Genomic DNA, 25,812 nt, shown 5'->3' with positions numbered 1-25,812 from the left:
TTTGCCTAAAGTGCACACTCAACTGTGGCGAGGGGATAAATCCCCTCGCCACAGGGGCTACCTTGCGCTTCCTTGCGCAGTGATCAAGGCGCCAACGGCAAGAACTTGCTCTGTGCCAACGGCCTGCCGATCTGCCCTCGATGTACATTCACCACTGCATAAGGGCTCTTCGCCTTGGCCAGCATCGAGTGGTAATGCTCCCGGCGTTGCTCCTTGGTTTTCAAATGCGCAACGCTATAGTCCGCTTTCGGCGTGTCGGCCGTCTCGTAATGAAAGTGCGCGTACCAGAGCGGCCAACCGTCACGGTCGTTGATGGCGTATTCCTGGAGGAAATCCTTGCGCTCTCCCTTCAAGGCCGTGCGTTCTCCGAGCCGTGCGACTTGGATCAGGTCCTTTTCGAACAGGTGCCGAAGGTTGCTGTCGGTGGGGGGTAATTTCAAGCTCAACTCGGTGCGCAGTTCGCTGCCCAGGGTGGTCAGGCGGGAGACCGCGTCCGAGAGTTGATCGGTCAGTTTTTGCTCTGCTGCCGTTCGCGGTGTTTTCGAGGCGGTTAAGGTTCTTTCGAGTTCTTCCACGAGGTTGCGGTAGCGACTCGCCTCATTGTTCATGATCTCCTCTATTTCCGCAGGAAAGCGGCATTGGTTTTTGTAACGCTCGGCACTCAGCAAACTGTTGTCCAATTGCCCGAGCAGCTTGCGTGCGTCAGCCTTGATCGCTTTGACTGATCGGGTGCGGGGCGCAGGCGCCGGTCGCTGTACTTCCACCACGTCCCAGACGTCATCATGTTGCGAATAGGTGGCTAACAACTCGTTATCGACTTCGGAGCGCAGTTCGACGACTTCAATCGGCAAGGTGGTGCCGGCCGGCTTCAGATCACCGATCAAGACGCCGCGCTTGCGAGTCTTGATCACCTTTTTTTGCGGGCGTCCGCTCGGTGCCCGGGTGCGTTTGGGGGGGCGCTCACGGGGGCGCGGCTCAGGTTTGATTTCTGCGGCGAGTTTTTTTGAGGCGTCGTCGTAGAGGTTTTCCACCAGCCTGAACAGCCGGCGAAAATAGGACGTTTCGATGTCGCTGGCATGCAAGGCTTGCAAGCCCTGCATGGCGTCTAATGCCGCGCCGTAATGTTCGGTCAGGCTTTCCAGTACCGCAAGTTGGTCCGAGGGGCTCAGATCGTAGGTACCCAGGTCGGAGTGCGAGCGAGCCTGTTCCATCAATGGCGTGATGAGCTTATGCAAGCTGGCGGGAAGGTCAGACTCGGGGTCCTTGATCATCAGCGCTGCGAGTACGGGTAACTGCACGGCTTTGGTCGCCAGTGCCGTTCTTTCCTGCCGATCCCTGGTCAGGCGTTCGTACACCTGCGCGCCCTCTGCGTCCAGGTTCAATAGAGTGTCCAGGTGGCGTTCCTTGAGCTCCAGCCAATGGATCATGCGATCGTGGATGCCACTCAATGTATCGAGGAATTTGAAGTAGCCTGAGACATCGTTGGCGACAGCCTCCTTCAATGCCGGTCCATCTTTCATGAATTGGATGTTCACTGTATCCAGGGCCACTAAATCCAACTCGTCGACCAGGAAGGCCTTACGGGCGTTGTTGACCACGTTTTCCATCAGGGCGCGAAGCATTTCCGGGGGCAATGTCATGTCAAGGCTGGCATATTCCGTTGCTTTGTTCAGCAGCCGCAGATAGTCGTCAGTCTGGTCCTGGAGCAATTCATAAAACTGCGCACGTTTTGCCGCACGTTGTTCCTCGGTAAAGTCGCCTTCCTGAGTTCTGCTCATGACTTCCTGGGCAATTTGTACGGCCCTTAGCTTATCGGCTTCCTGTGCATGATAATTCGCCAGCTCCCGGGTCAGTTCCGCCCCCCGCTGGGCCCTGAGCTTGCGCAGTTCGGCCACCCGCTTTGGGGGCATGCCCCCGCGCAGGCGCAGGCGTAGATCCAGGGACCAGTTGCCTTGGGTATCCGTTTTCAACACCGGGCCATTTCTTGCCGGATCCCGCGGAGCCTGCGGGTCGATGATCACCGTGTTGCCGCCCGGCTCCGGGCTGATCCGATACAGTTTGTCTTCCACCAATGCGTGCCATTTGTTCTGGATCACGTACAAGCCTGTGTAGGGACCATATTTGATCGGTTCAGGCATTGAAGTAGGGCGTGGCACCTGTAGCCGCTGCAGCCGGTTACGTTGCTCCGGCGTCAGGCGCTGCCCGGCGCTGGCGAAACTGAGGTCCAGATGCCTGCTGGCGCCCTGCAAGTGTTCGCCGGGCAAGCCCACCGGTCCTTCGAGAATCCTGGGCGGTGCCGGCGCAGGCCACTGTTCGGGAATGACGCGCGGCGCAGGGGCGCGCATCGCTTGTTCCTTGAGGGCTTCGGGCAGCGGCGCATGAGGCGGCGCGCTGATTGCGGGAAATTGATGCGCCAGCATGCCAAGGTTGAGCAGCAGATCGACGGCGGCCAGTTCACGGGTCACCGGGTCTTCGCTGCTCAGGGCCGGAATATCCCGGCTGGCGCTGGCCATCAGGCTCCATAGCCAGGCGGCGGCCATGACCGGGCCGCGCAGCAAGGGCATCAGCAGCGTATTGAACAGCAGGCTGCCGCCTTCCAGCAGCACGGCCCAGCGGCTTTCGCTGTTGGAGACCGAGTCATGATCTGCCTGACTGACCAGGGCTTGCGCATTGCTGCCGTAGAGGTACTGCATCAACTCGCCGTTGCGCAGGAATTGCCGCAGTTCGTCGTTGACGCTGTCGATGGCGAGTGTCGCCGGAGCGGGTTTCTCCGGGACATCGAATTCGTCGCCTTGGAAAAAACGCACGATGTGCGGCTCCTGGAAGCCGCCATTGGCGTAGATCGGGCGCGCGGCGTCGGACAGCCAGGTCAGGATGCTTTTCTGCAAATCCCCCGGTGCGGCGATGGCCTGTAACAGCGCTTGGCGCGTCGGGAACTCTTGCAACGAAGGCGCATAAAGCGGGCGATACAGCAAGTGCGGTCCGGTTTGGGCATCCTCCGGCTCGATAATGAACATGTTGCTCGCGATGTCGGGATGGGCCTCGGGTTTGCGCAGCAAGGCCAAGTGGCGAATGACCACCGACTGGCCGCTGAGCTGCTGGCTATTCGCGTCGGGGTTGAGGAGCGCTTCAACCAGGCCCAGGCCTTGGCGGGTTACGCCGTTTTCATTGTTGAGCATTTGCTGGAGGGCTTCAAGCGACAGCTGTGCCGGAATCTGTTCGGCAAATATTCGCTGGCGTTCCTGGGCTTGAGGCACATCGTCCAACAGGCGTTGTTGCAAGTAGCGAGGATAGGTCGTGCCAATGTCGACCTGTTCGATCAGTCCGTTCTTGCGAGTGATGAAATCCGGCGTCAGCCAGCGGGGCAGCGTCAGGCCCAGGCGATGACTGAGGACCAGGTTTGCACTCGGTCGGGCGACGAGGTTGTGGATGGCCAGTTCGGTCAGGCTCATCTTCCGTTTCTCGATGATCCCGACGGTTGCGGGAAAACCGGCTGCCACGCTGAAGGTCAGTTCCACATCGTCGGGCTGGTATTGGCTGGCTTGAACCTTGTCCGGGGCGCTGTCGTTGGTTTGCTGCATCTGCTTGAGCAGGGCGTCGGCGGCAAAGGCCTTGATGTCCTCGGTGTCGCTGAGAAAGGTGCGACCCTGGTGGCGTTTTTTCGCGCTGGCCAGTGTCAGGCTGTAGTGCTGGAACTTCGTTTGATCGACGATGGAGGCCTGTTTCAGCCAGTCGGGCAACAGCGGCTCGATCCGTGCCGCCGTTTCGGGCGTCAGGCGCGGTGCGTCAAGCAGATAACGGGCGGGGTCGCTCAGCTCCTGGTAGAGCGTCGACAGGTCTGGCAGGCCAATTCGCGCGGGCAACTGCACTGCGTTCAGGTCGGCCAGTTGCTGCTCCAGCAGCATGGCGGCCTGGGTGTCGAAAGCATTGCCGCTGATCTCGTTGCGTTGGCAAGTCAGGGTATCGACGACGTATCGGCTGGCAATCCGCGCCCCCCAATGGCTATTGAAAGCCTCCAGGGACTCAAAGGGCTGCACGGTACCGCCCGGACTGCAAAGCAGGAAGACGGTCGCGCCATTTTTACTATAGGTCAGGAGCATATCGCTGCCGATCAGCACGCTGCTGGAGCCGTCTCGGGTGACTTTGGTTTCCAGGCTGTAGGCGTAGACGGGGGACAGGTTGCTGCGACGAAAGCGCTGCTCGCGGTCCGGCCAACGGACGATCTGGTCCAGGGCTTCGCGCACCGGGTCAGTGAGGTCGGGTTGTTGCAGCCTGCGGATAGACAGCGTGTTCTTGAGTGCATCGCTGAGCCAGCGCCAGCGGCTGATGCTGTCGATTCCGGCGTTCCAATAGCGGGTCAGCGCATCCTCCAGCCCGATCGGTACGGTCCAGGGCAGTTCAAGCAGCAGTTTTTCGATGACCTTGATGTCCAGCTTCCCGTCTTCGGGTGAGAGCTCGCGGGGCGGTGTGTCGGACAGAAAGCAGCGACGCCCACCGCGTTCCGTGAAATCCAGAGGGGTGCCCACGGCCAGGTAATCGAGAACGCGGGGCATGAACGGTTGCAGCGTGAAGCTACGAGAGGCGGGATCTGGCGTTGCCAATTTGGTCTTGGACAGGTCGAAGGTCAGCGTTGGGTATTTTTCCTTGATGGCTTGCTCGAGCATGCGTTGCGCGACTTCTTCGAAGGTCGGGCGGCTGGCGAATTGCAGGCTGACGCTGTGTGCCAGCGCGGGGAGCGTATTGGCCGGAGCGGGTGCGGTCATATGAAATCCCTTTCATAAGTTCATGGCCGCCGAGAATGACGACGAGGGAAGTATCGACAGCCCGCGTCTGCGAGGGCGGTAAATAGATACCACCCTGGGGAATGCGGGTTATGCCGGGCCTCGTCGGGAGGGCAGATCAGGAAGGATCGGCGCCCAGCACCACGTTCAGCGCGCTGCGGGCATCGTCCAACTGCACCAGCGTGGCATGGCGGGCGCCGAGGGCGTCGCGGTTCTCGATGGCAGTGAGGATCGCCTTGTGCCGCGGCATCGCCAGCTCATGCAGGTTGGGCCGCTGGTTGGAGTGCTTGAGCGCTTCGGCGATGGCCACCGACAACATGTTGCACAGGTTGGCGAGCAGGTCGTTGTGGGTGGCGTCGGCGATGCGGCTGTGGAAGTCCAGGTCCGGTTGCAGCACGGCCTCGGGGGTCGGCGCCGCTTCCATGCGCTGGTAGGCCTCGCGGATGGCGGCGATGTCGGCGTCGTTGGCGAACTGTGCGGCGAGGGCGGCGGCGGCCGGCTCGATGATGCTGCGCACGCTGGTGAGCAGGTTGAAGAATTCATTCTGCGGGCTGCTCTGCATCAGCCAATGCAGTACATCCGGGTCGAGCATGTGCCATTCCCGCCGCGCCTTGACCACCGTGCCCACGCGCGGACGCGAATACACCAGGCCCTTGGCGACCAGCACCCGCGTGGCTTCACGCAACACCGGGCGGCTGACCGCATACTCCTCGCACAACAAGGCTTCAGCGGGCAGTTTATCGTCCGGTTTGAAACGCCCGGAGACGATCTGCATGCCCAGTTCCTGGACGATGCGCGCATGCATACTCTTGCGGTCGGAGGGTTTACGGTAATCCATGGGGGGCGGTGCGATCCTGTGCGGAGGGGATGCTGCGCATGATAGCAGGCGCGGCGATGGCGGGTCGCTAGTGCGGTTCTAATGCTGACGCAGACCTACTGTGGGAGCGAGCTTGCTCGCGATGGCGGTGTGACAGCCAACTTTGATGTTGAATGTTCAACCGCTATCGCGAGCAAGCTCGCTCCCACAGGGGGTCAGGTGGGGTCAATGGGAGTGGCGTGGCACCTCGGCGCCGCGGCAGCCGACCAGGAAGTCGAAGTCACAGCCCTGGTCCGCTTGCAGGACATGGTCGATGTACAGCTGGCGATAGCCGCCCACCAACAGTTGTTGCGGTGGCGCGATGTCGGCCAGGCGCGCGGCGAGTTCGGCGTCGCTAATGTCCAGGTGCAGGCGGCCGCTGGCGCAATCGAGCTCGATCCAGTCACCTTCCTTCACCGCTGCCAGAGGTCCGCCGGCGGCTGCTTCCGGCGCTACGTGCAGCACCACGGTGCCGTAGGCGGTGCCGCTCATGCGCGCATCGGAAATCCGCACCATGTCGGTCACGCCCTGGGCCAGCAGCTTGGCCGGCAGGCCCATGTTGCCGACTTCGGCCATGCCCGGATAACCCTTGGGCCCGCAGTTCTTCATCACCAGGATGGAGCTGGCATCCACCTCCAGCTCCGGGTCATTGATCCGCGCCTTGTACTCGTCGAAGTTCTCGAACACCACCGCGCGACCGCGATGCTGCATCAGCTCAGGCGTCGCGGCGGACGGCTTGAGCACCGCTCCCAGTGGCGCCAGGTTGCCGCGCAGCACGCAGATGCCGCCGTCGGCGCGGATCGGGTTGTCCAGGGTGCGGATGACTTCGTCCTGGCCGTAGATCGGTGCGTCCTTGGTGTTCTCGCCGATGCTCTTGCCGTTGACGGTCAAGGCATTCGGGTTGGGGAGCAGGTTCGCTTCGCCGAGACGGCGCAGTACGGCGGGCAAACCGCCGGCGTAGTAGAACTCCTCCATCAGGAAACGTCCGGACGGCTGCAGGTCGACGATGGTCGGCATGCCACGGCCGATGCGGGTCCAGTCATCCAACTCCAGTTGCACGCCGATGCGCCCGGCAATGGCCTTGAGGTGGATCACCGCGTTGGTCGAGCCGCCGATGGCGGCGTTGACGCGGATGGCGTTTTCGAAGGCTTCCTTGGTCAGGATCTTCGACAGCTTCAGGTCTTCACGAACCATTTCCACTGCGCGCATGCCGGACATGTGCGCCAGCACATAACGGCGCGCGTCCACGGCTGGAATGGCAGCGTTGTGCGGCAGGGAGGTGCCGAGGGCTTCGGCCATGCAGGCCATGGTCGAGGCAGTACCCATGGTGTTGCAAGTACCGGCCGAGCGGGACATGCCGCCCTCGGCCGCGAGGAAATCGTCAAGGGTGATGGTGCCGGCCTTGACCTGCTCGCTCAGTTGCCAGACTACCGTGCCCGAACCGATGTCCTGGCCCTTGTGCTTGCCGTTGAGCATCGGCCCGCCGGTCACGACGATGGCCGGTACGTCGCAACTGGCGGCGCCCATCAGCAAGGCTGGAGTGGTCTTGTCGCAACCGGTGAGCAGCACCACGCCGTCAATCGGGTTGCCGCGAATCGCCTCTTCCACGTCCATGCTCGCCAGGTTGCGGGTCAGCATGGCGGTGGGGCGCAGGTTCGATTCGCCGTTGGAGAACACCGGGAATTCCACCGGGAACCCCCCAGCCTCGATCACGCCGCGCTTGACGTGCTCGGCGATCTGCCGGAAATGCGCATTGCACGGCGTCAGCTCCGACCAGGTGTTGCAGATGCCGATGATCGGCTTGCCATGGAACTGATGGTCGGCGATGCCCTGATTTTTCATCCAGCTGCGGTACATGAAGCCATTTTTGTCGGCGGTGCCAAACCATTGGGCCGAGCGCAGGGAGGGTTTCTTATCAGACATGATCGATTCTCTTATTGTATGACTATATTGTTCTAGCGTGAGGCTAACATAAGCGCAATTTGCGAGGTTTGGAAGTGTTGTTGGGTAAATAGTATTACTATATAGTCCGATTCAATGGAGGGGTTGTCCTGGCTGTCATTGGCGAGAGAAATCCCCCGAGGTTCTATAACAACAACAATCGGAGACCGGTCCCATGAGCCAGGAATTGCGGCTTATTCGTCGCATCACGCTGAAACTGATTCCCTTCCTGATCCTGCTTTACCTGATTGCCTACGTGGACCGCTCCGCCGTGGGCTTTGCCAAGCTGCACATGGGCGCTGACCTGGGCATCGGCGACGCCGCCTACGGTCTGGGGGCCGGGCTGTTTTTCATCGGTTATTTCCTGCTGGAGATCCCCAGCAACCTGATGTTGGAGCGCTTCGGTGCCCGGCGCTGGTTCGCCCGGATCATGGTCACCTGGGGCGCCATCACCATTGGCATGGCGTTCGTCCAAGGCCCGCATAGCTTCTATGTGATGCGCTTTTTGCTGGGCGCGGCCGAAGCCGGGTTCTTCCCAGGCGTGCTGTACTACATCACTCAATGGTTCCCGGTGCGCCATCGCGGCAAGATCCTCGGCCTGTTCATTCTGTCCCAGCCCATCGCGATGATGATCACCGGTCCCGTGTCTGGCGGTTTGCTGGGCATGGACGGCGTGCTGGGCCTGCACGGCTGGCAATGGTTGTTCATCGTCATCGGCCTGCCGGCGGTACTGCTGACCTGGCCGGTGCTGCGTTTCCTGCCCGACGGCCCGCAACAGGTCAAATGGATGGATCAGGCCGAGAAGGACTGGCTGACTGGTGAGTTGAAGAAAGACTTGCAGGAATACGGCCAGACCCGCCACGGCAATCCGCTGCATGCCCTGAAGGACAAACGGGTCCTGCTGCTGGCGCTGTTCTACCTGCCGGTCACCCTGAGCATTTATGGCCTGGGCCTGTGGTTGCCGACGCTGATCAAGCAGTTCGGCGGCAGCGACCTGGTGACCGGCTTCGTGTCGTCGGTGCCGTACATTTTCGGCATCATCGGCTTGCTGATCATTCCCCGCAGTTCCGACCGCTTGAACGACCGCTACGGCCATCTGGCCGTGCTCTATGTGCTGGGCGCTATGGGCCTGTTCCTCAGCGCCTGGCTGTCGGTGCCGGTGTTGCAGTTGGCGGCGCTGTGCCTGGTGGCGTTCGCGCTGTTTTCCTGCACGGCGGTGTTCTGGACCTTGCCCGGGCGATTCTTTGCCGGCGCCAGTGCCGCGGCGGGCATTGCGCTGATCAACTCGGTGGGCAACCTGGGTGGTTACATCGGGCCGTTCGTGATCGGTGCGCTGAAGGAGTACACCGGCAACCTGGCGTCGGGGCTGTACTTCCTGTCGGGCGTGATGGTGTTCGGCCTGGTGTTGACCGGCGTGGTCTATCGGTTGCTGGAGCGCAAGCATGTGCTGCCGGCGGATCAGTTCGCGGCCAGCGCCCGGGGGCTACGCGTACATAAGATTCCAGGGGTAACCCCGATCAACTGTGGGAGCGAGCTTGCTCGCGATAGCGGTCTTACATTCACCCATGATGTCGACTGTCAGACTGCAATCGCGAGCAAGCTCGCTCCCACAAGGATCAGTGTGTAATTCAAGCTATGTTGCAGGGAGAAGAATATGCGTTTAGTTCAGTTCGAATTGCCTAACGGTGAACGCCGCGTCGGTGTGGTCGAGGGCGATCAGGTGCGCGAAGTGCAGGGCGCTCGAACCGTGCGCGACCTGGCACTGGCGGCTATCGAAGCGGGCGTGAAGCTTGAGCAACAGGTCAACAGCCTGGGACTGGGGGCCGGTCATGACTACGCGCAATTGCTCGAAGAGCTGCGCGTCCTGCCGCCATTGGATCACCCGGACCCGGCGCACCTGCTGGTCAGCGGCACCGGCCTGACTCACCTGGGCAGCGCCTCGGCCCGGGACAAGATGCACCAGCAGGCCGGCGACGAAAGCGCAATGACCGACACCATGCGCATCTTCAAGTGGGGCGTGGAGGGTGGCAAACCCGAGGCCGGGCAGGCCGGTGTGCAACCGGAATGGTTCTACAAGGGCGACGGCAGCATCGTTGTCCGTCCGGGCCATCCGTTCCCGCTGCCGCCGTTCGCCGAAGACGCGGGCGAGGAGCCGGAAATCAGTGGCCTGTACGTCATCGGCTACGACGGTAAGCCTTATCGCTTGGGTTTTGCCGTGGGCAACGAGTTCTCCGACCACGTGATGGAACGCAAGAATTACCTGTACCTGGCCCATTCGAAACTGCGCAGTTGCAGTTTTGGCCCGGAACTTCGCGTGGGTGATCTGCCTCAACATCTTTCCGGGACCAGTCGTATCCTGCGCAACGGCGAAGTGCTGTGGCAGAACGAATTCCTCAGTGGCGAGGCGAACATGTGCCACAGCCTGGAAAACCTGGAGTTCCATCACTTCAAGTACAGTCAGTTCCTGCGCCCGGGGGATGTGCACGTTCATTTCTTTGGCACCGCGACCCTGTCGTTCGCCGACGGCATCCGCACTCAGCCGGGGGATGTGTTCGAAATCAGTCAGGCTGAGTTCGGCGCGCCTTTGGTCAACGGCATTACCCCGGTGGACGCGGTGTTCAACCCGGGTACTATCGGCACACTTTAAAGGAGACTTGCGATGAACCAGATCCTTGGCCACAACTACATCGGTGGGGCGCGCAGTGCGGCGGGCCAGACTCGCCTGCAGAGCGTCGACGCCAGCACCGGCGAAGCCTTGCCCCATGATTTCATCCAGGCCACGGCAGAAGAAGTCGACGCCGCCGCCAAGGCCGCTGCCGCTGCTTATCCGGCCTATCGCAGCCTGAGCGCGGTGCGCCGGGCCGAGTTCCTCGAAGCCATTGCCGATGAACTGGATGCCCTGGGCGATGAGTTCGTCGCCGTAGTCTGCCGTGAAACCGCGTTGCCGGCGGCGCGGATCCAGGGCGAGCGCGGTCGCACCAGCGGCCAGATGCGCCTGTTCGCCAAGGTCCTGCGCCGTGGCGATTTCTACGGCGCGCGCATCGACCGGGCCTTGCCGGAACGTACGCCGTTGCCGCGCCCGGATCTGCGCCAGTACCGCATCGGCCTCGGTCCGGTGGCGGTGTTTGGTGCCAGCAACTTCCCCCTGGCGTTTTCCACGGCCGGTGGCGACACCGCGTCGGCCCTTGCTGCCGGTTGCCCGGTGGTGTTCAAGGCCCACAGCGGCCACATGGCAACCGCCGAGCACGTGGCCGATGCGATCATCCGCGCGGCTGAGAAAACCGCTATGCCGGCCGGTGTGTTCAACATGATCTACGGCGGTGGTGTCGGCGAATGGCTGGTCAAGCATCCGGCGATCCAGGCCGTGGGCTTCACCGGTTCCCTCAAGGGCGGGCGCGCCTTGTGCGACATGGCCGCCGCGCGACCGCAGCCGATCCCGGTATTCGCCGAGATGTCGAGCATCAACCCGGTGATCGTCTTGCCGCAAGCGCTGGAAGCCCGTGCCGACAGCGTTGCCCGCGACTTGACCGCCTCGGTGGTGCAGGGTTGTGGCCAGTTCTGCACCAACCCCGGTTTGGTGATCGGTATCCGTTCGCCGCAGTTCACAGCGTTCACTCAACAGGTGGCTGCGTTGATCGGCGACCAGGCGCCACAAACCATGCTCAACGCCGGCACGCTGCAAAGCTACGGCAAAGGTTTGCAGAAATTGCTGGCTCACCCGGGCATCGAGCATCTGGCCGGGCGCGAGCAGCAGGGTAACCAGGCTCAGCCGCAGCTGTTCAAGGCCGATGCCAGCCTGCTGATCGACGGTGACGAGGCGCTGCAGGAAGAAGTGTTCGGCCCGACCACGGTGTTTGTCGAAGTCGCCGACCAAGCGCAACTGACCGCTGCGCTGAACGGCCTGCACGGTCAACTGACCGCGACAATGATCGGCGAGCCGGCGGATTTCGAACGGTTCAGCGAATTGACGCCGTTGCTGGAACAGAAGGTCGGTCGCATCCTGCTCAACGGTTATCCGACCGGGGTGGAAGTGTGTGATTCGATGGTGCATGGCGGGCCTTATCCGGCGACATCCGATGCCCGTGGTACTTCGGTGGGCACTCTGGCGATCGATCGTTTCCTGCGTCCGGTGTGCTTCCAGAACTATCCCGACAGCCTGCTGCCGGAACCGCTGAAGAACGCCAACCCGTTGGGGATCCTGCGGTTGGTGGATGGGGTGCCGGGGCGCGAGGCGGTCTGAGGATTGCGGTGAGGCAGCTGGATTGAGATTGACCGGGCTGCCGCCATCGCGAGCAAGCTCGCTCCCACAGGGGATCTTTAGTGAATACAAAATTTGCGTTCGCTGAAAACCCAACTGTGGGAGCGAGCTTGCTCGCGATGGCAATAGCCCAGTCAACATCGAGTCTGACGTCATGGCCCAAGGCCCACTCCCACATTGGGTTATCATGGCAACTTTCCCAATGACCGACTGATCACCATGACTGCCGTTACCGACACCCTGCTGCACTCCCTCGAATCCTGCGACATGCTGATCATTGACGGGCTGTACGCATTCGATTTTTCCCTGGATGAGCAAGATCAGCTGCACGTCGAGTGCATGAATGGGCGCACCCTCGAGCACTGGCGTTTCACGCCGACGCAGATGCAGGCCGCGACGTTCGACAAAGCCTCCAAGCACTGGATCATCACCAGCGATTCGGGTGATCACCACCTGGAGTGCGTGGAAGCGACCAGAGGCCACGACGATGATGAGGACGAGGAACATGAAGATGCGTAGTTTCTGGCCGCTGTTGATGGCCGGCAGCTTGGGCGCCATGGGCGTTCAGGCCGATACCAACGAGCGTCATCAACTGCTGGTGGGTTCCTACACCGCCGGCCAGAGCCAGGGCATCTACCGCTTGCAATTCGACAGCCGCACCGGCCAGCTCGATGCCAAGCCGTTGCAAGTGATCAAGACTGACAACCCGTCGTGGCTGACCCTTTCCAAGGACATGACTCGACTGTTCGTGGTCAATGAAAACGGCCCGGGACAGAAGGATCCGGTGGGCAAGGTCAGCAGCTACGCCATCGACCCGAAAACCCATGAACTGAGCCTGATCAATCAGGTGCAGTCCCTGGGCAACGAGCCGACCCATTCCAGTCTCAGCGGTGATGGCCGGCACTTGCTGGTCAGCAACTACTCGGTGGTTGAAGATCCGGGCGGTACCCTGGCGATGTTGCCGGTGGCCGCCGACGGCAAGTTGTCGCCCCCGGTGCAGTTGAGCAGTCATCAGCCGAGCCGGGTCAATCCCGAGCGGCAGATGTCGGCCCATGTGCATGCCGCCGTGTCCTCGCCCGATGGCAAATATGTGTTCGCCAACGATCTGGGGGCAGATAAGGTGTTTATCTACCGCTACGACCCCAAGGCCAACCCTGAGCTGCCGCTGACCGCCGCCGACCCGGCCTTCGTGCAGTTGCCGCCCGGCAGCGGCCCGCGTCATCTGCTGTTCAGCGCCGATGGCAAGCACGCCTGGTTGACGATGGAGATGAGCGCGCAAGTGGCCGTATTCGATTATCAGGATGGACGCTTGACCCCGCGCCAACTGGTGGACCTGGCGGCTGGCAAGCCTCAACCGGGCAGGGCGGCGGCTGCACTGCATGCCTCGCAGGATGGCAAGTACCTGTACGTCAGCAATCGCGGTACCACCAACGAAGTGCTGGTGTTCGCCATCGACCCGGCAGCGGGCACGCTGAAGGAGCTTCAGCGCCGTTCCGTAGAAGGTGACCATCCGCGCGAGTTCAGCCTCGACCCGAGTGGCAAATTCCTGCTGTTCGCCAACCAGAAGAGCAATCAGATCGTGGTGCTCGAGCGCGACCCCAAGACCGGTCTGCTGGGTAAAACTGTGCAGAAAGTGGCGATGGATGCGCCGAGCGATTTGAAGTTCATCGTCCGTCAATAGACCGCAGGCCCCGTTTTTCGGGGCCTTCGTGGTTGTATCAACGAGACTGATATTCGCTAGTACTACAAAGCATTTCAAGGCAGGACGCCTCGGCGCGTAAGTTTGCTTCACGGCCCAACCGGGCAAGTCAGCCAACTGAATCCGAGGTCTACCGCCATGAATCTGAATCTCTTCTCCGTGATCGCTGCTTCCGCTATCTCTGCCACCGTGGCGCTGCCCGCCAGTGCCAGTGTCGAGATCAGCGACAAAAGAAACCGCACTCAGAGCTATACCGAGAAATACCTGCAACAAAGCGCCAACTTCTACGCGGCGCTGGACCACAAGTCTCAACACTGAAATCTCGCGCAACGACCGAAGCCTGCGATCTTTTCATCTTCACTGAAGCTGGGTGAAAGAGAAAAGATCGCAGGCTTCGCCGTTTCTGGAGAAATCCTGCTGTAATATCACTTGGCCATGTGTTTAAATTTGACGCTGATAAATTGACTCCTTTGCCGATTAAGGATCGACACCATGGCGATGCGTCTGGCGGTGATGCTGCTGTTTCTCTATTCCACTCCGATTGTTTCAGCCGCTCAGCCGGATTCCGGCGAGTTGGAAGCGGCTCGTGAGCGATTGTTGAGCTTGCTCAGCGACTGATCGGACCAGATCAACTCGTTCCCACGCTCTGCGTGGGAAAGCATCCGGTGACGCTTTGCGTCACACCAGAAGCGTCCCTGGCGACATTCCCACGCGGGAGCATGGGAATGATCGAAAAGTGCTGCGCAGGCAGTTACTTGGCCATGATCGCCACGAACAGCTCGGACTCCAGGAACCGATGTAACCAATCCTGTAGCCGCGGGTAGGGCGCCTGGGCAAACCACTCACGGTCGACATGGGCGAACTGGCGCACGAACGGCATCAGTGCCACGTCGGCCAGGCTCTGGTGATCCGCTGCCAGGAATGACCGGCTTTCAAGCAATGCTTCCAGCCTGCGCAGAAAAACCTCGCCCTCGGCCCGATAGTGCTCCATCGCTCGTTCGGGATGGCGCTCAGGGTACTTGTAGCGGTTCAGATGCAGCTTGAAGACCTGGTCGTTTTCCTCGATCAACGCTGCCGTCAACGCCTGGCCTTCAGGGTCGCCGAACAATCTCCAGTTTTCCGGGTCCTGCTGCGCCAAGGCCCAGCGCATGATTTCCAGGCTTTCATCGATCACCCGGCTATCGACCTGCAGTACCGGCACCGTGCCCTTGCTGGACAGCACAAGCATCTCGGCCGGCTTGGCCTTCAGGCTGACTTCGATAATCGCAAGCTGCACCGCGCTGTAGCGCAACGCCATGCGAGCCCGCATCGCGTAGGGGCAGCGGCGAAAGGAATAGAGCGTGGCGTGGCTCATTTCACTTCCACCGTGCTCAAGCCGTTGCCCTGACGCCGGACCTGGATCTGTACCGGGATCCGCTCATGCATTTCCTGCACGTGGGAAATCACCGCGACCTTGCGCCCCTGAGCCTGCAACCCGTCGAGGGCATCCATCGCCAGTTGCAGGGATTCGGGATCGAGGCTGCCAAAGCCTTCGTCGATGAACAGCGACTCGATCTTCAGCGTGCTGGACGCCATCGAGGCAAGGCCCAAGGCCAGGGCGAGGGAGACGAGGAAAGTCTCGCCGCCGGACAATGAATGCACCGAGCGCAGTTCATCGCCCATTTCCGTGTCCATCACCAGCAGCCCGAGCATGCTGCCGCCGCGCTTGAGCCGGTAGCGACGAACCAGTTGCCGCAATTGGGTGTTGGCGTGGTGCACCAGCAAATCGAGGTTGTACGCCTGGGCCAGTTTGCGGAAACGGTCGCCGGTGGCCGAACCGATCAACGCATCCAGGCGTGCCCAGCGTTGGTACTCGGTGTAGGCCTGCTCGATCTGCTGGGCCAGGGCCTGATTGGCGTTCTGTCGGCGCTGGTCCTCGGCCTGTTCGGCGCGCAGTTCGGCGCAGTGTTGTTCGCTGGCGGCGAACCGGGCTTGTAGCTCGGTGAGGGCTTCGGCCAACTGTTCGGGCGCCAGGTTGCCATTGTGCTGGGCCTGGTGGTTTTGCAGGCGTTGCTCGCGTTCGATCAGCAGCACGCGGGCCTGTTCGATGGCCTTTTCTCTGTTGAGCAGGTGCTGGCGCAATTGGCTGACGTGCTGTTCGTCGAGGCTGAGCAGGGCTTCGAGGGAGGCGTCGTCCAATTCAGGATGTGTGGTGCGCCATTGCGCGATGGCGGCCGCCAGCGCTTGAAGTTCGCTGTCCAGGGATTGCGCCTGTTCCTGCCGGGCCTTGAGTTCGGCGGCCAACTGCACCAGGTTATTGCGCAGTTCCTGCAGGTGTTGATTGGCTCCTGCTTCGGCATTGCGAGCCTGTTCCAGGGCTTGGTCGATCTGTTGCTGCCATTGTTCGGCGCTGGTGTGCGTGCCCAGCAGGTACGTGAGTTTTTCCTGGCACGCTTGCTGTTGTTCGGTCAGGGCCTTGAACTGCTGCTGCGCCGATTCCAATTGCTGCACACGCGTCTGCTGGCGGTCCTGTTCCTTCTCCAGGGTTTGCTGGCGCTGGAGCTGTTCGCCGAGTTCGTCACGCTGCTGTTCCAATTGCTCCAGGCGCTGGGATATCTGCTGGTCGAGCTGCATGAAGGTCGCGGCGGGCTCGCTGCGCAAGGCCTGCAGGGTGTCTGCTGGCAACAAGGCGCTGAAGTGACTCAACTCCTCATCCAGGCGCTGGCGATCATGGGCCAGTTCCTGCTGCTGGCTGCTCAACTGCTGGGCTGCCTGCTGGCTCGCCGTTTCGGCATTGCGCAGTTGCTGCGTCAGGCGCGCGGCGTCCTGTTGCAGGGTCAGCAGTGCGTTTTGCCGTTGTTCGTCCTGGCTGATGTGTTGATGCAGTTGGCTGTTCTGCTGCGCCAGCCAGGCGTCGCGTTTGTTCGAGTCCTGGGCCAGCAGTTGTGCTGACAGCGGGTGGGCTGCAAGGCTGGGTGCCAGGCTCTGTTGCTGGGTGGCGAGTTGTTCCTGCTGTTGTTTGAGTTCCTTGAGCTGAGCGATGACGCCACTGTATTGGGCTCGCAGGTCGATGACTTTTTCATTGAGCAGGTCGACGGCTTTGCGGGCGTTGGCCTCTTCGCTTTCATCATGGCGCCCGAGGCTTTGCAGCAGGGCCTCGGGCTGATGGTACGGATGCTCGACGCTGCCACACACCGGGCACGGCTGGTCGTCCTGCAACTGCGTGCGCAGTTGCTCGACGCTTTCGCTGCGGGCCAGGCGCTGACGCTCCAGCAGTCCGCGGGTGACGGCCAGGGCCTGTTCGGCAATCGCCAGTTCGGCCTTGGCTTCGCCGCCTTCACGCACCAGCCGGTCACGTTCCTGCAACGCCCGTTGTTGGCGTTGTTCCAGATCGCCGCCACGTTTGTCCAGTTCCTGCTGGCTGGCCCACAGCCGGGTCAGGTCTTCGAAGGCACGTAATTGCTTGCGGTTGTCTTGCAACAGGTTGCCAAGCAACTGAATCTGTTCGGCCACCGCGTCCGGTTCGGCACCGGCTTCTTTGTAGAGCACTTCAAGGTTCTGTCGCTGGTTTGCCAGCTCCTCGATGGCGCGCGCGGCGCTTTGCTCCAGTGTGGCGAGTTCGGCCTGGCCCTTGTTCAAGCGATTGCCAATCAGCATCAACTGTTGGAGGCGATCGCGATAGGCATTCCAGGCATCGCTCAGGGGCGCAAGCTGCGCGCTGTGTTCAAGCGCATCGGCGATTCGCTGCAAGCGCTCGGCCACCAGCCTTTGCTGTTCAAGCAGGCTGTCAATCGTGCGTTGACCTTCGCTGCAAGCCTGTTGCGCCTGTTCCTGGCGCTCGGCGCCCTGGCTGACGTCCATGGCGAGGCGGGCGAGGGTATTTTGCTCGTCGAAGGCCTGGCGCAGCAGCGGTGCGCTCTCGGCACTGTGTTGGCGGGCTGCGGCCAGTGCCCGTTGCGCATCGCCCAGGCCGTTTTCCAGCGCGGTCTGTTGTGCATGCAGGTCGACCTGTTGCTGGGCGAGGTGCTGGATCTGTACCGCTAACGGTTCGAGCTGGCGGGTCAGTTCCGTCTGGCGAATGAACTGATGCCGCTGCGGTGCCAGTTGTTCCAGGCGCGTCAGTTTCAGGCGCTCGTCGGCCAGGGCGTCCCAATCGGCTTGGGCCTGTTGCAGCTGTTCGGCGGCGCTGGTCTGTTCGTCCTGCAACTGGCGCAAGTCCTTGAGCCAGGTGTGTTGCAGCTCCAACTGCTTGAGTTGTGCCTGTTGGGTCTTGAGTTGCTGCTGGGCGTCGTTGAAGCGCTGGTCCAGCTCGGCCCTGGCCTCGGGTGCCAGCGGGGTGACGCCGGTGGCCTGGTCCTGCAATTGCTTGTGGGTTTCCTTGGCTTGTTTGGCCTTGTCGAAGGCGCGGCGACCGAGGCGGGTGTACAGGGCGGTGTCGGTGAGTTTTTCCAGCAGTTCGCTGCGGTCGTTGTCATCGGCCTTGAGAAACGCGCTGAACTCGCTCTGGGCCAGCAGCACGGCGCGGGTGAACTGTTCGAAGTTCAGGCCCAGGGCTGCTTCGAGCTGGGCCTTGTATTCGCCTTTCTGGCTCGCCAGCAGTTGATCGTTGTCCAGGTCCCGCAGGCTCTGGCGGCTGGCTTGCAGCTTGCCACCGGCCTTTTCCCGGGCGCGATTGGCTTCCCAGCGGGCGCGATAGCGGCGCCCGTCGATGCCGCGAAAATCCACTTCGGCATAGCCATCGCCGGTACCACGGCGCAACAGTGTGCGCGGGTCGCCCGTGGCGATTTCGCCGTCGGCGTCTGGGACCTTGGCGTCACGCCCGGTGTTGTTGAGGCGCGGCACGGCGCCGAACAACGCCAGGCACAAGGCGTCGAGCAGCGTGCTCTTGCCGGCGCCCGTGGGGCCGGTGATGGCAAACAGGCCGGCGCTGGCCAAGGGTTCGGCAGTGAAATCGATGTCGAAAGGCCCAGCCAGGGAGGCGAGGTTCTTGAGGCGGATCGCGAGAATCTTCATGGCTGCTCGCTCTCCATCTGCACGTCTTGCAACAGCACGGCGAAATCCTTGAGGGTCTGTTCGTCCACCTCGTTGCCGTAGGTGTCCTGCCAGGCACGGCTGAACAGTTCCTGCGGGCTGAGTTGATCCAGTTCGATCAGCGCTGGGCCGTCGTCGGCACTGGTGTTGCCACCATTGCCAGCATATTCGGCGGCGATCCGTACCAGGCGCACGGCTTTGCCTTGCAGCGCGGTTTCCACTTGATGGCGCAAATCTGGCTGCGGCTCGTCGAGGCGCACCCGGACCTCCAGCCAGGGTTGGCGCTGGACATCGGCCAACAGGTCGATGTCCGGCAGGTCTTTGAGTTGTATCAGGATATCGGCCAGCGGCGCCGGGCCCAGGCGTTGCAGGTTGACGGCGCGGGGAATCAGTCGTGGTTCGACCTTGATCAGGGCTTCGCCGTCCAGGGTGATATCGAGGATCTGATGCTGATAGCCGATCTCCGAGAATGACAGCGGGATCGGCGAGCCGCTGTAGCGGATGCGCTCTTCGCCGTTGACCTTCTGCGGTTTGTGCAGGTGGCCGAGGGCGACGTAGCTGATGCTCGGGCCAAACAGGCTGGCGGGCAGGGCTTCGGCGTTGCCGATGATCAGGCTGCGCTCGGAATCTTCGGAGACCGAACCGCCGGCCATGTGCGCGTGGCTGATGGCGATCAGCGCCTGGCCTTTCTTGCGTTTGCTATTGGCCGCGGCGATCAGCCATTCATGGACCTGGCCGATACCGCGCAGGTAATCATCGCCCAATTGCGCGCCGGTGACTTCGGCGGGGCGCAGGAACGGCAGGGCCAGGCACCACGCCTTGACCTTGCCCTTGGCGTCGGGCAATGGCAGCAGCAGGCGTTCGACGTCCAATTGGCCGTCGTCCAGCCACAACACCCGGCCCAAAGCATGGGTGCGCAAACGTCGCATCAACGGCGCCGGCAGCTCGATCCGCGAGCCGGAGTCGTGGTTGCCGGCGATCATCACGATGGTCAGGTTGGCGTTTTGTTCATGGGCGCTGACGATGAAATCGTACAGCCGCTCCTGGGCTTTGACCGGCGGGTTGACGGTGTCGAAGATGTCCCCGGCGATCAGCAGCACGTCGGGTTTTTCGCTGCTCAGCTGGCGCAGCAGCCATTCGAGGAAACAGGCGTGTTCGAAATCGCGCTCCTGGCCATGCAGGTTTTGTCCCAGGTGCCAGTCGGAGGTGTGAAACAGACGCAAGGTGAACTCCAGAAAACAGATGATGGCCGCGGGAAGATGGGCGGCTAAAAGAGCAGAGTTTACTGGGAAACAGGAGAGAGGACCCGTGCAACTTCTTCGGCTGAGCTGGTACCAGTCCCTGTGGCGAGGGATAGGTCCCCTCGCCACAGAAAGCTCTAGCCGCAAAAAGAGTTATTTGGGGTAAAGCGGTGGCAGCCCACCGTCGCCCAGCGGGCCCTGGGAGCGGTCTGCGGTGGGAATGGTGCGGATGGCCCGCCACAGGTCTTCGCCTTGCCAGAGCTGGCCAGTCTCGCTGTAGAGTGCGCCGTTGAGACCGTCGAGGGCGTCGGACAGCGGCACGAAGCGCGCCGCCATGTCGGCCAGGGTTTCCGGTTGCTGGCGGGCCCAGGCGTCGAGGGCCTGGCGGGTTGCGTGAGGGTCGTTGGCCAGGCAGGTACGCTTGAGATCATCCAGCAGGGTGCGTGGGCTTGGTCCGGTCTGAGTCGAGCGCAGGATCGCCGGTTGCCAGCGGGCACGCCACCACAGACCGAAGCCGAGCAGGGTCGTACAGGCCAGGATCACGCTGCTCAGTTGCCAATACCACAGGGTGTCGCTGTCGACGGTCGTCACGACCTGCGCCGTGCCCGCCGGTGTATCCACCATCAGGCTTGGATTGTTCGCTACTTGCAGGGTCCGCGCCGGCAGGCTGGTGCGGTCCAGGTGGTTTTCCAGGGTGTTCCACCAGACCACTTCCACTGGCGGCAGCTCGATGGTGCCGCTGCGGTTGGGCACCAGCGCCTCACGGTCTTCGCGACTACCCACCAGCCCGCGTTCACTGCTGCGGCTGCTGAGTACCGGCTGGTCCGGATAGCGCCGCAGGCCATTGATCTCGGTGGCCGGCAGGGGAGGTATCTGGGCGCTGGCCAGGCCTTCGGCTTCCAAGGTCAGACTGCGGGTCAGGGAGTCGCCCACCTGGCTGTGGGTCGGTTCCGGGCTCCAGCTCTCACTCAGGGACAGGCTACGGGCCGGCAACCAGGGCACATCGGCCGGGTAGCTGGCCGGCTTGGGGTTGACGGTCAGCTGCAGCTGCTCGGAACTGACGTGCATCAATTGGCCGGGCTTGGGCCCCGAGGGCGCTGCGTCCTGGGCCACTGGCTCGACCAGGGTGGCGCTGAAGGTCTGGGCCGGGATCGTCAGTTCACCGCTGCGCTGCGGGTAGATGCCGTAGCGCAGTTCAATTACGCCGTGGCGTACATCGTTGATGACTTTTTCATAGGTGCGCGATTCGCCGAGTTGTTCGGTGCGAGCGTCGGGGATGTGCAGCGGCGTCAGGCTGCTGTCGTCATACAGCGACACGGAATGGTAGATGCGCAGGGTCAGGATCGCCTGGGCCTGTACATACACCTGGGTCTGGTCGAGGCTGGCCTCGATGAACACCGGCGCCAGAGTGCCGGAGGCACTGCGGGTTTCGCTTTCGATCACTTGCAAGGTGATTGGCTGGCTAGTCACTTCGCCCAGTTGCAGAGGGGGTATGATCACCGTGCCGCTCTGGCGCGGCAGCAGGGTCACGATCCAGCGGGTGGTGGCGCGGTTCTCGCCGTCGAGGGTGGTCAGTTGGTTGACCTGGCGGGTGCCGCGTACATCGAACAGCGCTTGGAGCGGGCCGAGGTCCGGCTTGCCGAACAGGGTGGCGTCATTGGATTCCAGGGTCAGTTCCACCGTTTCCCCGGAGTTCAGGCGGCTGCGATCCACACTGGCAGTCAGCTCTGCAGCCTGGGTTCCAGAGGCCCAGAGCAGCAACGCGAGGAGGTAGGCGGTGAAGCGGGTCATTGGGTTTTTCCCTGGGCCTGATGGCTTTGCTGTTCATACCAGAATTTACGCCTGAGCAGTTCCCCTGGGTTATCCGGGATCTGGCGCAGCCATTGTTCCAGTGCCTGGCGCTGTTCTTCTTCATTGCGCTGCCCTGCGGCGGGACGCAGTGGCGGGGTGGTGGTTTGCTCATCGGGCAGTTCACTGCCCGGTACATCCTGGGCCGCAGGCGGTTGTGCGGCCCGGGGAGTCTGGGATTCGTCCGGCGTCGCTGATGTTCCGGAGGGTTGCCCAGGTTCCGAAGACTGGGTGGCGGTATCGGCATCCGGTGCTTGCTCGGCAGGCCCCGGCTCTTCGCTTTCGCTAGGCTTGGGCTCTTCCGCTGGCGGGGCTTGCTCTTTCAACAAGCTTTCCACCAGTGCCTTGTTGGTCTGGGCGGGGCGCAGGTCCGGTTGCAACTCCAGAGCCTGCTCATAGGCGTCCAGCGCGGCTTCCAGTTCGCCGCTCCGGGCCAGGGCGTTGCCACGATTGTAGTGGGCGCGGGCGTCGGTACCCTCGGCAAAGCGCCGGGCGGCTTCGCTGTAGTTGCCGGCTTCGTACAGGGCAACGCCTTGCCATTGTCGGTCCTCGAAGTGCTCGGCAGCCTCGGCCGGGCGTTTCTGCTTGAGCAGGTGCTGGCCCTGTTGGTCGGGACGCAACCACAGGTCCTGGAGTTCGAAGGCATGCCCGGTTTGCGGCAGCATAAACAGCAGCGGCAGGCAAAATAACCAGCCTCGGCGCCCGGCGCAGGCGGCCAGCAGTAGCAACGGCAGGAGCAGCCAATAGCCTTGATCGGCCCAGGTGTCCAGGCGCAAGGTCTGACCGTCGCTGCGCAGATGGCGAGGGCCGTCCAGCAGGCCCAGGCCGCGCAGGTCGCTGTCGTCCAGGCGTGCCGGACGGTAACGGCCATCCAACTCATTGGCGAACGCCTTGAGCCCCGGGTTGTCCAGGCGCGGCAACAGAATTGCGCCCTGGGCATCCTTGAGATAACTGCCATCCTCTTGGGCCACCGGTGCACCTTCCCGGGTGCCGATGCCCAGCATCAGCCATTGTGTAGCGGAACCGTCCAGGGCCTGGCGAATGCCTTGGCGTTCCTGCTCGTTCAGCGACGAGCCGATCAGCAGGATCCGGCCTTGGCCGAGCTCGCCCTGGTCCAGCAGGGCCAGGGCCTTATGGACTGCCAGGTCGGCGCGATGGCCGCTTTGCGGCATGATCGACGGCGCGAGGGCTTCGAGCAGGTTGGCGCTGGTGGACAGGTCATCGGACAGTGGCACCAGCGTGTGGGCGCTGCCGGCATAGACGATGATCGCGGTCTGGGCGTCGCTGCGGTTGTGCAACAAGTCCAGGACCTTGCGCCGCGCCTGTTCCAGACGCGTGGGCGGGACGTCGGTGGCGAGCATCTCCGGGGTCAGCTCCAGCACCACCACCAGTGGGTCGGCGGGTTTCTGACTGGTCTGTTCGACCCGCGCCCAGCTTGGCCCTAGCAACGCCAGCACGATCAGCAGCCAGCCCAGGCCCAGGGCAATCCACGGCAGCCGGCTTTCACGGCCATTGCCGCCGCTGAGCAGTACGGCATGAAAGGCTGGAGGCAAGATCATTTGCCAGCGACCGACGCGTTTCTGCCGATGCCACAGTTGCCAGAGCAACCAGCCCAGCAACGGCAGCAGCAACACGAACCAAGGGCGTAGCCAGTGTGGCCAGAGGGCGATCATCGACGCCTCCGCAAGCGCAGGCGCTTGAGCCGCTGACGCCATTCGGCATGTTGGCTGGTCTGGAACAACGGGCGGTTGAACAGGCGCTGCAACGGATTGTCCGGCCAGTGTCCCCGCGCCACCAGCAACACGCTCAACAGTAACGCCAGGGCCAGGGGCCAGTGGTAAAGCGCCTGGGCAGGGCGGGCTTGGGTCGGTTGCTGGGTCACCGGTTCTAGCTGGTCGAGGGTGGTCTTGATCGCCAGCAGTTGTTCACCATCCTGGGCACGAAAATACTGGCCGCCGGTGACCTGGGCGATGTCCTTGAGTGTCGGCTCGTCCAGGTCCAGGCTCGGGTTGACGCCGAGCAAGCCCGTCGTGCCGCTTTGTTCCGGGTCGGCGCCGATGCCGATCGGGTAGATTTTCACGCCTTCGTCGGCGGCCAGTCGCGCGGCGGTCAGCGGGTCGATTTCACCGCCATTGTTGGCGCCGTCGGTGATCAGGATCAGCACGCGGCTGTGGGCCGGACGTTGGCGCAGACGCTTGAGGGCCAGGCCGATGGCGTCGCCGATGGCGGTGTTTTTGCCGGCGATGCCGATGCGCGCTTCGTCGAGCCAGCGCCGCACGGTGCGACGATCGAAGGTCAGTGGCGCCTGCAGATAGGCCTGGCTGCCGAACAGGATCAGGCCGACCCGGTCACCTTCGCGACGCTCGAGAAAATCCCCCAGCATGTGTTGGACCAGCGCCAGGCGACTGACCTCTTCGTCCTTCCACTGCATGTCGGGGAAATCCATGGACCCCGAGACATCCACCGCCACCAGCAGGTCACGACCGCTGGCGGCAATCGGCAACGGCTCGCCTAACCATTGAGGACGTGCAGCGGCCATCAGCAACAGCAACCAGAGCAGGATGAAGGGCGCCTGCTGGCGCCAGGTCGGCAGATTGGCCCGGGCTCGACGTCCCACCAGGCCTTCGAGGTCGCCCAGGAAACTGACCTTGAGCGCCGGCTCGCCGCTGTCGGCCGCCGGCAATACCAGGCGCATCAGCCAGGGCAGCGGCAACAGGGCGAAAATCCATGGCCAGGCGAATTCAAACATGTTTGCGAATCCAGATCTCGACCGCTTGGGTCAGGCCGGCGATGGCCTTGTCATCGAGTTTGCATTCGGGCTTGTAGGCCCCTTCCACCAGCACCATCCAACGGGTCAGGCCGGCTGCCGGGCAGCGGTTGTCCAGGAAGGCCAGCCATTTACGCCCGTTGAGGGTGTGGCTCTGGCTGTAGGGGTAGTGGTTGCGGCACAGGCGCTTGAGCAGCCCGTTGAGCTGTTGCAACCAAGCCCCGGCCGGCGCCCCATCGTAGGGTTTGGGGAGCAGGGCGAGTTCGGCCAGGGCGGCCAGGCGCACCGGGTCCAGCGGTTGTTCGGCACGGGCAACGGTGCGCTTGACGGGAATGAACCGACGCAACTGCCACAGGCCCAGGCCCAGCAACGGGATCAACACCAGCAGTAACCACCAGCCCGGTGCAGGGGGCCAGAAACCGATAGGGGGCGGTGCCATCAGCGGCTGCAATTGATCCAGGTTGCTCATCGACTTTTCCCGGCCCGCTTGGGGTTCAGGTATTCGCGCAGCTGCTCGACCATGTCGCCCTGGGTACTCAAGGGCATCATCAGGATCCGCAGCTTCTGCGCCAGTATTTCCCAGCGCTCCTGGCGCGCCTCGGCCTGGGCGCGATAGGCCTGGCGCAATTCGAAGTTCAGGGTGTCGAGCTCCAACTGTGAACCGCGTTGGGCGAAACGCAGCAGGCCAGCGGCGGGCAGGGCGTGATCCAGTGGGTCTGACAATGGCAGCAGCAACAGGTCGCAATGGCGCGACAGCAGGCTCAGTTGTTGCTCGGCACTGTCGGACAGGGCGCGTTCGTCGCAAATCACGATCACCAGGCTGCCGGGCCGCAGCACTTCCCGGGCTCGACGCAGGGCAATGCCAAACGAGTCGCGGTCCGGCTCGCCTTCGGTGTGCAGCGACTGATTGACCCGCACCAGGCGGTTGAGCAGTTGCAGAAGGCTCTGTTTGCTGCGCCGGGGCTTGACCTCGTAATGAGTGTTGTCGCCGAACACCAGCCCGCCGACCCGGTCATTGTGCCCCAGAGCGGCCCAGCCGATCAGGCTGGCGGCCTGGGCGGCGAGCACCGACTTGAACATCAGCCCGGAACCGAAGAACAAGCGGTGGCTTTGCTCGATCATGATGAAAATCGGCCGTTCCCGTTCTTCGTGGAACAGCTTGGTATGCGGCTCCTGGGTGCGCGCGGTGACGCGCCAGTCAATGGTGCGCACATCATCGCCGGCCTGATAGACCCGCACCTGATCGAAATCCACCCCGCGCCCGCGCAACTTGGAATGGTGCAGGCCGATCAACGGGCTGCGCTGGCCGGGTGTCGAGAACAACTGCACTTCACGCACGCGATGGCGCATCTCGATCAGCTCCGAAAGGCTGACGCGGATGCCCGGTGCGGGCGCCAGTGGGTTATTCATG

17 protein-coding genes and 1 pseudogene are annotated in these 25,812 nt (G+C 62.6%); 7 read left to right on the top strand and 11 right to left on the bottom strand.

What is annotated here, in order from left to right:
- Positions 1-83 precede the first annotated feature (83 nt).
- From J9870_RS16850 to J9870_RS16840, 3 genes are all read right to left on the bottom strand, one after another.
- Positions 84-4,763 (bottom strand): DUF6543 domain-containing protein, encoded by a 4,680-nt coding sequence (locus tag J9870_RS16850; RefSeq protein WP_210639131.1) that lies wholly within the window; start codon positions 4,761-4,763, stop codon positions 84-86.
- Between the two features lie 136 nt (positions 4,764-4,899).
- Positions 4,900-5,619 (bottom strand): FadR/GntR family transcriptional regulator, encoded by a 720-nt coding sequence (locus tag J9870_RS16845; protein WP_076384441.1) that lies wholly within the window; start codon positions 5,617-5,619, stop codon positions 4,900-4,902.
- Positions 5,620-5,823: 204 nt separating this feature from the next.
- Complete coding sequence (locus tag J9870_RS16840; protein ID WP_210639130.1) at positions 5,824-7,560, bottom strand: IlvD/Edd family dehydratase; 1,737 nt, start codon at positions 7,558-7,560, stop codon at positions 5,824-5,826.
- Positions 7,561-7,753: 193 nt separating this feature from the next.
- Between J9870_RS16840 and J9870_RS16835 the strand changes: the two are divergent.
- The 7 genes and pseudogenes from J9870_RS16835 to J9870_RS29710 form a co-directional block, all read left to right on the top strand.
- A pseudogene (locus J9870_RS16835) lies at positions 7,754-9,061 on the top strand (MFS transporter); the annotation flags it as partial.
- Positions 9,062-9,232: 171 nt separating this feature from the next.
- On the top strand, positions 9,233-10,225 hold the full coding sequence (araD1, locus tag J9870_RS16830) for an AraD1 family protein (RefSeq protein ID WP_210639129.1): 993 nt from the start codon (positions 9,233-9,235) through the stop codon (positions 10,223-10,225).
- Positions 10,226-10,237: 12 nt separating this feature from the next.
- Entirely contained in the window at positions 10,238-11,818 is a 1,581-nt protein-coding gene (locus tag J9870_RS16825; protein WP_210639128.1) for an aldehyde dehydrogenase (NADP(+)), read from the top strand.
- 237 nt (positions 11,819-12,055) lie between these two features.
- Positions 12,056-12,355, top strand: a complete 300-nt coding sequence (locus tag J9870_RS16820) for a DUF5629 family protein (RefSeq protein ID WP_210639127.1) — start codon at positions 12,056-12,058, stop codon at positions 12,353-12,355.
- Positions 12,342-13,517: a lactonase family protein gene (locus J9870_RS16815; RefSeq protein WP_210639126.1), complete on the top strand. Its 1,176-nt coding sequence runs from the start codon at positions 12,342-12,344 to the stop codon at positions 13,515-13,517. The genes J9870_RS16820 and J9870_RS16815 overlap by 14 nt, the downstream gene beginning before the upstream one ends.
- Positions 13,518-13,673: 156 nt before the next feature.
- Positions 13,674-13,853, top strand: a complete 180-nt coding sequence (locus J9870_RS16810) for a hypothetical protein (RefSeq protein ID WP_210639125.1) — start codon at positions 13,674-13,676, stop codon at positions 13,851-13,853.
- A 174-nt stretch (positions 13,854-14,027) separates the two neighbouring features.
- Entirely contained in the window at positions 14,028-14,153 is a 126-nt protein-coding gene (locus J9870_RS29710) for a hypothetical protein (RefSeq protein ID WP_003202672.1), read from the top strand.
- A gap of 133 nt (positions 14,154-14,286) precedes the next feature.
- Here the strand turns inward: J9870_RS29710 and J9870_RS16805 are convergent, their stop codons facing one another.
- From J9870_RS16805 to J9870_RS16770, 8 genes are all read right to left on the bottom strand, one after another.
- Positions 14,287-14,889, bottom strand: coding sequence for a glutathione S-transferase (locus tag J9870_RS16805; RefSeq protein WP_210639124.1), 603 nt, complete (start codon positions 14,887-14,889; stop codon positions 14,287-14,289).
- Positions 14,886-18,527, bottom strand: coding sequence for an AAA family ATPase (locus J9870_RS16800; RefSeq protein WP_210639123.1), 3,642 nt, complete (start codon positions 18,525-18,527; stop codon positions 14,886-14,888). Before J9870_RS16800 ends, J9870_RS16805 begins: the two co-directional genes overlap by 4 nt.
- On the bottom strand, positions 18,524-19,768 hold the full coding sequence (locus tag J9870_RS16795; protein WP_210639122.1) for an exonuclease SbcCD subunit D C-terminal domain-containing protein: 1,245 nt from the start codon (positions 19,766-19,768) through the stop codon (positions 18,524-18,526). The genes J9870_RS16800 and J9870_RS16795 overlap by 4 nt, the downstream gene beginning before the upstream one ends.
- A gap of 171 nt (positions 19,769-19,939) precedes the next feature.
- Complete coding sequence (locus tag J9870_RS16790; protein ID WP_210639121.1) at positions 19,940-21,577, bottom strand: BatD family protein; 1,638 nt, start codon at positions 21,575-21,577, stop codon at positions 19,940-19,942.
- On the bottom strand, positions 21,574-23,307 hold the full coding sequence (locus J9870_RS16785) for a tetratricopeptide repeat protein (protein ID WP_210639120.1): 1,734 nt from the start codon (positions 23,305-23,307) through the stop codon (positions 21,574-21,576). Before J9870_RS16785 ends, J9870_RS16790 begins: the two co-directional genes overlap by 4 nt.
- Positions 23,304-24,383, bottom strand: a complete 1,080-nt coding sequence (locus J9870_RS16780) for a VWA domain-containing protein (RefSeq protein ID WP_210639119.1) — start codon at positions 24,381-24,383, stop codon at positions 23,304-23,306. Before J9870_RS16780 ends, J9870_RS16785 begins: the two co-directional genes overlap by 4 nt.
- Entirely contained in the window at positions 24,376-24,870 is a 495-nt protein-coding gene (locus tag J9870_RS16775; protein ID WP_210639118.1) for a DUF4381 domain-containing protein, read from the bottom strand. Before J9870_RS16775 ends, J9870_RS16780 begins: the two co-directional genes overlap by 8 nt.
- The gene (locus J9870_RS16770) at positions 24,867-25,811 is read right to left on the bottom strand and encodes a DUF58 domain-containing protein (protein ID WP_210639117.1); all 945 of its coding nucleotides are present in this window, start codon (positions 25,809-25,811) and stop codon (positions 24,867-24,869) included. Before J9870_RS16770 ends, J9870_RS16775 begins: the two co-directional genes overlap by 4 nt.
- Position 25,812: the final 1 nt, after the last annotated feature.

This window comes from Pseudomonas sp. Tri1, from assembly GCF_017968885.1.
In the GTDB taxonomy this organism is placed as follows: domain Bacteria; phylum Pseudomonadota; class Gammaproteobacteria; order Pseudomonadales; family Pseudomonadaceae; genus Aquipseudomonas.
This window is presented reverse-complemented; position numbering and strand designations above follow the sequence as displayed.